Origin of the sequence: Caballeronia sp. ATUFL_F1_KS39 (assembly GCF_023630985.1) — a bacterium.
Classification (GTDB): Bacteria; Pseudomonadota; Gammaproteobacteria; order Burkholderiales; family Burkholderiaceae; genus Caballeronia; species Caballeronia zhejiangensis.
This window is the reverse complement of record NZ_JALQDZ010000045.1, coordinates 157436-166147: the sequence shown is the minus strand read 5'-3', so window position 1 is coordinate 166147 and position 8712 is coordinate 157436. Positions and strand designations below refer to the sequence as shown.

The 8712-nt window shown below is 61.9% G+C and carries 11 protein-coding genes and 1 riboswitch; of the genes, 6 read left to right on the top strand and 5 right to left on the bottom strand.

Features of this window, described 5'->3' with window-relative positions; translation table 11 throughout:
• Both NCR93_RS24475 and NCR93_RS24470 read left to right on the top strand, forming a co-directional pair.
• Positions 1-1380, top strand: a 1380-nt coding sequence (locus NCR93_RS24475; protein ID WP_250532296.1) for an RHS repeat-associated core domain-containing protein, incomplete at its 5' end; no start/stop codon positions are given.
• Positions 1377-1772, top strand: coding sequence for a hypothetical protein (locus NCR93_RS24470; protein ID WP_175981960.1), 396 nt, complete (start codon positions 1377-1379; stop codon positions 1770-1772). The genes NCR93_RS24475 and NCR93_RS24470, both read left to right, overlap by 4 nt.
• A gap of 36 nt (positions 1773-1808) precedes the next feature.
• On the opposite strand, the gene NCR93_RS24465 is transcribed toward NCR93_RS24470, so the two are convergent.
• Positions 1809-1991 (bottom strand): SymE family type I addiction module toxin, encoded by a 183-nt coding sequence (locus NCR93_RS24465; RefSeq protein WP_239295583.1) that lies wholly within the window; start codon positions 1989-1991, stop codon positions 1809-1811.
• Between the two features lie 749 nt (positions 1992-2740).
• On the opposite strand from NCR93_RS24465, the gene NCR93_RS24460 reads away from it, so the two are divergent.
• Positions 2741-3055, top strand: a complete 315-nt coding sequence (locus tag NCR93_RS24460; RefSeq protein ID WP_008347423.1) for a hypothetical protein — start codon at positions 2741-2743, stop codon at positions 3053-3055.
• A 16-nt stretch (positions 3056-3071) separates the two neighbouring features.
• A complete protein-coding gene (locus NCR93_RS24455; RefSeq protein WP_175981964.1) occupies positions 3072-3332 on the top strand; it encodes a PAAR domain-containing protein in 261 nt (86 codons plus the stop codon).
• 56 nt (positions 3333-3388) lie between these two features.
• Here the strand turns inward: NCR93_RS24455 and NCR93_RS24450 are convergent, their stop codons facing one another.
• Complete coding sequence (locus NCR93_RS24450) at positions 3389-4012, bottom strand: LysE family translocator (protein ID WP_175981966.1); 624 nt, start codon at positions 4010-4012, stop codon at positions 3389-3391.
• A gap of 3 nt (positions 4013-4015) precedes the next feature.
• Entirely contained in the window at positions 4016-4642 is a 627-nt protein-coding gene (locus tag NCR93_RS24445) for an FMN-binding negative transcriptional regulator (protein WP_175981968.1), read from the bottom strand.
• An 86-nt stretch (positions 4643-4728) separates the two neighbouring features.
• Here NCR93_RS24445 and pdxR point away from each other — a divergent pair, with 86 nt between their 5' ends.
• Positions 4729-6186 carry a MocR-like pyridoxine biosynthesis transcription factor PdxR gene (gene pdxR, locus NCR93_RS24440; RefSeq protein WP_175981970.1) on the top strand — a complete coding sequence of 486 codons (1458 nt, stop codon included), beginning with the start codon at positions 4729-4731 and terminating at the stop codon, positions 6184-6186.
• A 31-nt stretch (positions 6187-6217) separates the two neighbouring features.
• Here the strand turns inward: pdxR and alr are convergent, their stop codons facing one another.
• Positions 6218-7321, bottom strand: a complete 1104-nt coding sequence (gene alr / locus NCR93_RS24435) for an alanine racemase (protein WP_175981971.1) — start codon at positions 7319-7321, stop codon at positions 6218-6220.
• A 174-nt stretch (positions 7322-7495) separates the two neighbouring features.
• Here alr and NCR93_RS24430 point away from each other — a divergent pair, with 174 nt between their 5' ends.
• Positions 7496-7927, top strand: a complete 432-nt coding sequence (locus NCR93_RS24430; RefSeq protein ID WP_008347415.1) for a DUF6632 domain-containing protein — start codon at positions 7496-7498, stop codon at positions 7925-7927.
• Here NCR93_RS24430 and mntP read toward each other — a convergent pair.
• Positions 7893-8462 (bottom strand): manganese efflux pump MntP, encoded by a 570-nt coding sequence (mntP, locus tag NCR93_RS24425; protein ID WP_008347414.1) that lies wholly within the window; start codon positions 8460-8462, stop codon positions 7893-7895. The two genes, NCR93_RS24430 and mntP, sit on opposite strands and share 35 nt — an antisense overlap.
• 8 nt (positions 8463-8470) lie before the next feature.
• A riboswitch (yybP-ykoY riboswitch) is annotated at positions 8471-8637 on the bottom strand.
• Positions 8638-8712 lie beyond the last annotated feature (75 nt).

Genomic DNA, 8712 nt, shown 5'->3' with positions numbered 1-8712 from the left:
CAGTGGGATCAACGCCGCTCCGACGATGATAAGAAGCTTCATGCATGGGAACAGTCGTTGCCGAAGTGCATCGGCAACGTGCTGAAGGAGTTGAACCGCACGCATTACGCGTATGACGAGCGCGGCAACCTGAGCCGCAAGACCGAGCCTAATGGCGTGACGTGGGTCTATGCCTACGACAAGCAAAACCGGCTCACGGAGGCCAAGCGCTACGGGAAGCCGCCAGCGGCGAACGAGATCGATCGACGTGAGAGGAACACGGATGGTTCTACTCGGTGGATTTCTGGCACTGCGCCGTTCGATGTTGCCGCAAGCTATACCTACGACGCATTCGGGCGGCGCGTGGCGAAGGAAGTCAGAGGCGCGACAGGCGCAACCGAGCTAACCGTCTTCACATGGGACGGCGATGTGCTGCTCATGGAAGAGCGCTTTGACGAGCTGCCGCGCGAATATGGACGCGAGCGCAAGTCCGCGAATGCCCGCTATGAGACAGTGCGAGAGGACGCGCAGGACGCGTATTCGCTGCCGGTCGCGCAGCGCATGCATACGTTGGACGTGAGCCATCAGTGGACGCGCGCGTCGCTCTATCTGCACGAACCGGGGACGTTCGTGCCGCTCGCTCGTCTCGACGAAAAGCTGGTCGAACCTGCGTTCCTCGCGACGGGTACGGATGGCGGTTTCGTTCAGGTTCCGGCGAAGAGCCGCCATGCGACGGTGTTCTATCAGAATGACCACCTTGGCACGCCGCAGGAGTTGCTCGACGAGTCGGGTAAGGTTGTGTGGCTGGCGCGGTATAAGGCGTGGGGCGGAAGGAAACCAACGCCCTATGGCAAGACAGATCCGGCCGAAGCGGATAACGCTATCCGGTTCCAAGGCCAATACGCGGACGACGAGACGGGACTGACGTACAATCGGCATCGGTACTATGATCCGCAGAGCGGGCGGTTCATCTCGAAGGATCCGATTGGGCTGGCCGGTGGACTCAACGCGTATCAGTATGCGCCGAACCCGATCGAGTGGGTTGATCCGTTTGGCTTATCGAAGACTCCTGCGATAGCGGGACGAAAGCAAACGTCAAACAAGCCGAATCAAAATTCTAAGTGCTCTTGTAGAAAGGAATGGGAAATAAATCGATTTGATCGAGTTTGCGCAGGCAATGTATCAGGCGTTGGTTACGCTAAATACTTGCGCGATCCGAGCACGGGCATGTGGTGGTCCGAAGATCAAACCGGGCATGGCAATAGCGCTTGGAAAGTCTATGATAAGAATGGAGCTTGGGTCGCTGACGCCGATGTTTACGGCGACTACATGAGTAAACATAAGAGCGATACCGGGAAAAACGTTAATCTTGATTCATTGCAGTGCAAGGACTCAAGATGATCCAGTCTGCTGAAGAATTCATAGCGCTAAGAGATAGTCTCATGAAGGAAGAGTACGACCGAGCCGCTAACGAAGAGGCTCCTGTATCTGTCTGGAAAGATGTGATTTCGAGGTTCCCGGGCTACAGGAAATGGGTTGCTCATAACAAGACTGTTCCGTTGGAAATATTGACGGAGCTCTGCCAGTTTGAATCTGATGTCAGACGTAGCGTTGCCGTAAAGCGGAAACTATCGGTGGAGTTGTTTGAGCTCCTCGCGAGAGATCCGGATCCAGTGGTTCGGCAAGGCATCGCCTCAAACAAAAAGGCACCTATATCGATAGTCCGCGGGCTCTTCGATGACCCAGATGAAGACGTCTCAAGAGTAGCTAGATACAACGTCGAGAATCGCTAATCTTTAAGTTCGAAGGGCCGCTACGCGGCCCTTCGTCTACTCGGCGGTAATGATCAGCCGCCCATGTTCAACATTGACCTTGACGCGCTGCCCTGCTGTGAATCCTGCCTGCTCGATCCATGGCCCGGCGAGTTTGAGCCGCGGAAAACACGGCGGCTCGGTTCGCTGCCAGTAGGGTTTGGTCGAGCGGCTCTCGCGCTGCGACTGCTGAACGGTCACGAAGCGTTCCGTATCGTGTGGACGTGCTTTAAGATTCGCGAGCTTCGCGGAACTGCGCCATCCGCGCGCCAAGAGCGACGAAAAACGAGCGTGGTGAACCGATGACCGTCAAGACCAAGCCCTTCGGGCGCTGCGCGGCCTTGACGGATTCGGGCGCGGTGGGCGAAGACTTGCGCGAACGTGGCGCATCGGTGTGCTTCGGCCAAGTTCCGCCGCGTCTGCGGTCGGCCTGCGGCCGCCGTCAGCCACTGCGGGTAACGAGCAAGCGTTACTCGGACGAGTCGCATAGTTCGGGCTACCGATGAGCGTCTAGAATCGCGTCTACAAAAAAATTCTCTCGTGCATGAGCTCGTCGAGCTGGACGGCTTGCTGGATAAGGGACTGCGGCCTGCGCGCGAGGAGTTTGTGTCCAGGCGAAGTCAGACGGGGCTTCATTACAACCGGCATCCGTACGATGATCCGGCGACGGGCAGATTCATATCGAAGGACCTGATTGGCCTTACGGGCGGACTCAACGCCGTTGCCGCCGATCGGGATATTCAAGTCAAGGTAGACGAATCGAATCGTCGCAATCGAAGAATCATCGAAGGCCGCTAGAGAGACTCGACAATGGAAACATGCCAGAAGGACGGAGCGTCCGTAAGATACACGTCTGCCCGGTGGTCTTGCCGTGGGTGAACATGTCGTTAGCGTCGAGCAAGAAAAGCTACGGGCCTTCCTGAGACGACGATGAACAAAGGAGTTGATCGATGGATATTCATCTCAAGAAGGCGTACGAGATTCATGTTGGTCAAGGCATCGACCAGCAAAGGCTACTCGACGCCATCGCCGCTGAACTTGGCGCTCGCGGTATCAGGCGTGATTCCTACCGCTTAGGTGACGACCCGCATATCGGGTTTGGAGAGTTGCGCCTGTCCGAGGAAGATGGTTACTGGGTCGTATGCGTCGACGAGCGAGGCGCCTCGTTCAATCCTTGCATATTCACCGACTATTTCGACGCGGTGAAATTCTTCATCTTCGAATTGTCCGGCGCAAGCGCTGAACCGATCTGGAAAAACCTCTAACCGCACGATAACGAAAATGACTTCAATAGCATGCGTAGGCGACGCGACCACCCACGGCGGCCGCATCATCACGGGCTCCGACACGATGGACATCAAGGGCCGCGGGGTCGCGAGAATGGGCGACTTGGTGACATGCCCCGAACACGGCACGAACCCGATCATTCAGTGTTCCGATATGTTGATCGACACGAACGGCAATGGCGTCGCGCTGGATGGGCATCTGACCGCCTGCGGCAGCCGTGTGCTTGCCGTCGAAAGTCACGGCAGTATTGATTAGAAGCCCACTTCAGGGAAGGTCATGCGAGCAACAGATAATCGCGTGAGGCCGGTTCCCTAACTCGGGATCGCCCTCCGCGCAAACGCGAGATATCCACCCAATCCCAGCATGACGACGCCCGAGGTCCGCGTGAGCATCCTCGCGCGCGCGACGCGTGCGGCGCTCGACTTCAGCAGACGCGAAGCGGCGAGCACCGCGCCCACGTCGACAAGCGTATTAAGCACGACGCAAATGCTCCCGAGCATCGCCAGTTGCGGAATCAGCGCATGCCCCGGCGAAACGAACTGCGGAAGAAAGGCGAGAAAAAACAGCGCCGTCTTGACGTTGAGCGCTTCGACCAGGACGCCTTCGCGAAACGCACGCCGCGCACCGTGCGATGCAACCGGCGCGACGCCGCCCGCTTCGCCTTCGCGAAACAGAAGCCGAACGCCCAGATAAATCAGATACGCCGCGCCGACGTACTTCACGACGCTAAAGAGCGTCGCCGAGCGCGCGATCAACAGGGATAGCCCGAGCGCCGCCGCGGCCACATGGACGAGACCGCCCACCGCCGTGCCGAGACACGACGCCATGCCTTCGGAACGACCACCAGCGACAGTGCGAGCCACGACATACGCGAGGCCCGGACCGGGCGTAATGGCGAGAACGATCGCCGCGATCAGAAAAGCAATAAAAGCCATGAACTAGTCTCCCGCCCGCCCCATCACCCGTGCCAGCTCCCCTTTCCCCCGCGCGTCGAGCGCATCCGCGGCGCCGATCCGATCGCGCGTTTCCTTGTTCTGACTCAGTTTCGACTTGCCTACAAGCGACGTCACCGCGATTTCGATGCCCACGATATTCCGCAGCATCCCATCGATGAATTCGCGCTCGGAATCGCCCATCTTCCACGGCTTCGGCTCGTTCGCCTCGTGCCGCCGCGTCAGACGCGCGACGAGACCGCGCACGAACTGCTCGTCGTCGCGCACGGTGAGCACGCCGTGCGCGTGCACGACTTCGTAGTTCCACGTCGGCACTTGCCGATGCGTCTCATGCTTGCTCGGATACCAGTTCGGCGAGACATAACCCTCCGCGCCGCGAAAAATCACCATGACGGGCGTGCCGCCCGGGCAACGCTGCCACACGTCGTTGGCGCGCGCGACGTGCGCCGTCAGCAAGCCATGCTCGCCCTGCGCCGGATCGAATTCGAACGGAATGTGATTGGCGTCGAGACCGGCGGCGTCGTGCGTCACCAGCATTCCGAGCGGATGCGCACGAATGATCCGATGCAGCTCTTCAGGGCGAGTCTCGGCGAAATGCGGCGGAATATACATCCTGGATGCCCGATGGAAAGTGGCGGAACCCCGTCACTATCGCCCGAAACAGGCACAATAAGAAGATCCAGTTTCGAGCAATTTTCATGGTCCAGTCGAAAGACGCCATCGGCACCGGACGGCGCATTTACGATCTGCTGCGCGCCCAGATCGCCGATGGCACGTTGCCCGCCGGCGCTCCCGCACCTTCTACGCGCGCGCTGGCCGCCGATCTCGGCGTCTCGCGCACGACTGTCACGGCAGCGTACGAACAGCTCGCGGCGGAGGGCTTTCTCGTCACGTCGGCGGGACGCGTGGCGCGAGTCGCCACGCCGCCGATGCCGCTCGCGCCGCCGATTCCCGCGCGCGCCGAACGCACCGCGCCCGCGCTTTCCGCCTATGGCCGGCGCGTTTCTACACTGCCGATGCCCGTTCTCGCGCAAGTGACGAAAGGCAGCATCAACTTCCTGTACGGCGCAGTGTCCGCGCGCGACTTTCCTTCGTTGATCTGGAAACGCGCGTATCAGGCCGAACTGCTGCATCAACCGCATAGCCTCTATTACGTCGCGCCCGAAGGCGATGCGTCGCTCAGGCGCGCGTTGCAGGCGTATCTCGGCCGCGCGCGCGGGCTCGTCTGCGATAGCGATCAGATCGTCGTCGTGAACGGCACGCAGCAGGCGCTCGATCTTTGCGCGCGCCTGCTGCTCGATCCCGGCGACGCCTTCGCATTCGAAGATCCCGGCTATCTGATCGCGCGGCATTGCTTCGAGGCATCGGGCGGCGTGGCGCTGCCGGTGCCCGTCGACGAACACGGTCTCGATACGCGCCGCCTTCCCGCCGATGGACGCGCGCGGCTCGCGTACGTGACGCCATCGCACCAGTTTCCGCTGGGCGGCGTGCTGCCGATCGGCCGCCGTCTCGAATTGCTCGAATGGGCGCAACGGCACGACGCGTGGATCATCGAAGACGATTACGACGGCGAGTTCCGATACGGCCAGCGCCCGATCGACGCCTTGCAATCGATCGATACGAATGGCCGCGTGATCTACATCGGCACGTTTTCGAAGGCGCTCTCGCCGCATCTGCGGCTCGGCTACATGATCCTGCCGCACGATCTCGTGCCGGCGTTCCGTCAGGCGAAGCGGCTCGCGGATCGTCATTCGGCCGTCATCGATCAGCGCGTGCTCGCGGCGCTAATCGAAAGCGGCGCGTATGAGCGTCACGTGCGGCGCGTGCGGCGCGAATACGAACGGCGGCGCGCGGCCTTGCTCGACGCCATCGCCGATCTTCTTCCGAAGCGCGCGCACGCGACGGGCACGGCTGCCGGATTGCACGTCACGCTGTGGCTGCCCTTCATCGACGCGGCGCACGAAGCCGCGCTCGTCGCCGCCGCGCATGCGAAGGGCGTGGGCGTCTATCCGGTGTCGCCGCTTCATGTCGCGCCGTGCGGCGGCACGTCGAACCGGACGGCCGGGCTCATCCTCGGCTATGCGAGCGTGCCGGTCGAGCAGATCCGCAAAGGCATCGAAATCCTCGCCGATGTGATCGCGCATTTTCGAACGTAAGCACTGCCTTCGAGACGCGTCATCGTGAGCGTCATGCCGAATGCGCTTCTGCCCGATTCGAAACGCCCGCGTCGATCGCGACGGGCACGCGCCGCGCGAGCGCGCACATCAACTCGTAGCCGATCGTGCCGGACGGTTCGGCCACTTCATCGACCCGGACGCGTTCGCCCCATAGTTCCACCGGCGATCCGATGCCCGCAGCCGGACACGGCGTGAGATCGACGGTGAGCATGTCCATCGACACGCGTCCGACGATGCGCGTACGCACGCCATCGACGATGACGGGCGTGCCCGTCGGCGCGTGACGCGGATAGCCGTCCGCGTAGCCGCATGCGACCACGCCGATCTTCATCGCGCGATCCGCGGTGAAAGTGCGGCCATAGCCGATCGTCTCGCCCGCCGCGAGCGTCTGCACGCCGATGATGCGGCTCTCGAGCGTCATCGCCGCGCGCAACGGGAAATGCTCGATGTGGCGCGCGCAGCCCGTCGGCGAGGCGCCGTAGAGGATGGTGCCCGGCCGCACCCAGTCGCGATGCGCGCGCGGATGCCACAGCACCGCCGCCGAATTCGACAGCGAGCGCGTGCCGGGAAGATCGCGCGTGGCCGCTTCGAATTCGTCTATCTGCCAGTCGATCGCGCCTTCGTCGGCGTTCGCGAAGTGACTCATCAGGCCGATCGAGCCGATCGCCGCGATATCCGACGCCCTTTTCCAAGCCTCGACGAATTCGCCCGGCCGATAGCCGAGCCGGTTCATGCCCGAGTTCATCTTCAACTGTATGTCGATGCGCTCGTTCGGCCGCGCCGCCTTCAGCAACGCAAGCTGCTCGTCGCAATGCACCGTGACCGTGAGCCGGTGACGATCCGCCGTTTCGACATCCGCGGGCTCGAAAACGCCTTCGAGCAAAAGAATCGGCTTTTTCCAGCCGAGTTCGCGCACGCGCACGGCTTCATCGAGATCGAGCAGCGCGATGCCGTCGGCTTCATCGAGCGCCGGATAAATGCGCTCGATGCCGTGACCATAAGCATTCGCCTTGATGACGGACCACACGCGCGACGACGGCGCCGTGCGTTTGACAAGTTGAAGATTCTGTCGGATGGCGTCGAGATGGATGCGCGCGGAAATCGGACGTGGCATGACGTGCTGGATTTGTGGTTGAAGGCAGTGGAATGATGAATCGTATCGGCCTAATGGCAGTCGTTGTTATTTTATTTGCGCCGATTTTTGGTGGAAACGCCTGCCGCCATCGATGGCTTTCGCGGTGCGCTTCGCGGTATCTTGTCGCTCATGTCGCGCCGCCAAGGAGCCGCCATGAACGACGCCCGTCGCCTCGCCTGCCTGCGCATCGTGCTCGCCGTCGTCGGGCTGATCGCGCTCTTCGCCTTCTATCCGCTCATGCTGCTCTGGCCTTCTGGATGGGCGTGGGATGCCGGCCACGAAGGCCATTCGGAATACGCGATGATGATCGTCGGCATCTACGCGACGCTCGGCGTTTTCCTGCTGATCGCATCGCGCGAGCCGATGAGGCATCTGAGCCTCATCTGGTTCACGGTGTGGTCGAGCGTCGTGCACGGCGCGATCATGGCCGTGCAGTCGTTCGGCGGCGCGGGGCGCCACCTCGGTCATCTGGCGGGCGACGTGCCCGCGCTTTTCATCGTCGCCGCCGTGCTCGCGATTCTCACGCCGCGCGGCGGCAAGGCGCGCATCCTCAGCCGAGATGGCCGAGATGTTCGGCCAGAATGACGCTGCCGACGCCGATCAGAATCAGCCCGCCGACGATTTCCGCCCGCTTGCCGATCGTCGCGCCGACGAGCCGGCCGACCATCACGCCGACCGTCACCATCAGCATCGTCGCGAAACCGATGGTCGCGGCCGTCGAGAAGATATCGACATCGATGAACGCGAGGCCCGCGCCGACCGCCATCGCGTCGATGCTGGTCGCGAAACCGGTGAGCGCCAACACCCAGAACGAATGCGAATTGGGCTTTTCCGCTTCGTGGCTCACGCTGCTGAAACCTTCGCGGATCATGCGCGCGCCGAGCAGGAAGAGCAGGCCGAACGCGATCCAGTGATCCCACGCGGTGACATACTGCGCGGCCGCCCTGCCGAGCGCCCAGCCGACGAGCGGCGTCAGGGCTTCGATCACGCCAAAGATCACGCCGGTCTTCAACGCTTCGGCGATGCGCGGCTTGTGCAGGGTCGCGCCCTTGCCGACGGCTGCGGCGAACGCGTCGGTGGACATGGCGAAGGCTAGAAAAATTGTGGAGGCGAGATTCATCGAGTAGCGCTCTGGTCGGGCAAGATGGAACGACAGAACGCGCGCCCGACCGGTCGCGAATTCTGTCGATGGTCTTGCCAACCTTTGATGGCTGCTCATGCCACGGCCTGAACGACCGAGCGTGTTGACATGAGCGCTTTCCCTGTGCAGGAAAGCCGGCTACTCCCCAGCGAAGAACCGAGAGCTTAACATGACTTCGCGACCGTTCCACGGCGTTTCGGCTAGTTGCGGCGCGCTCGCGGCGTCACGC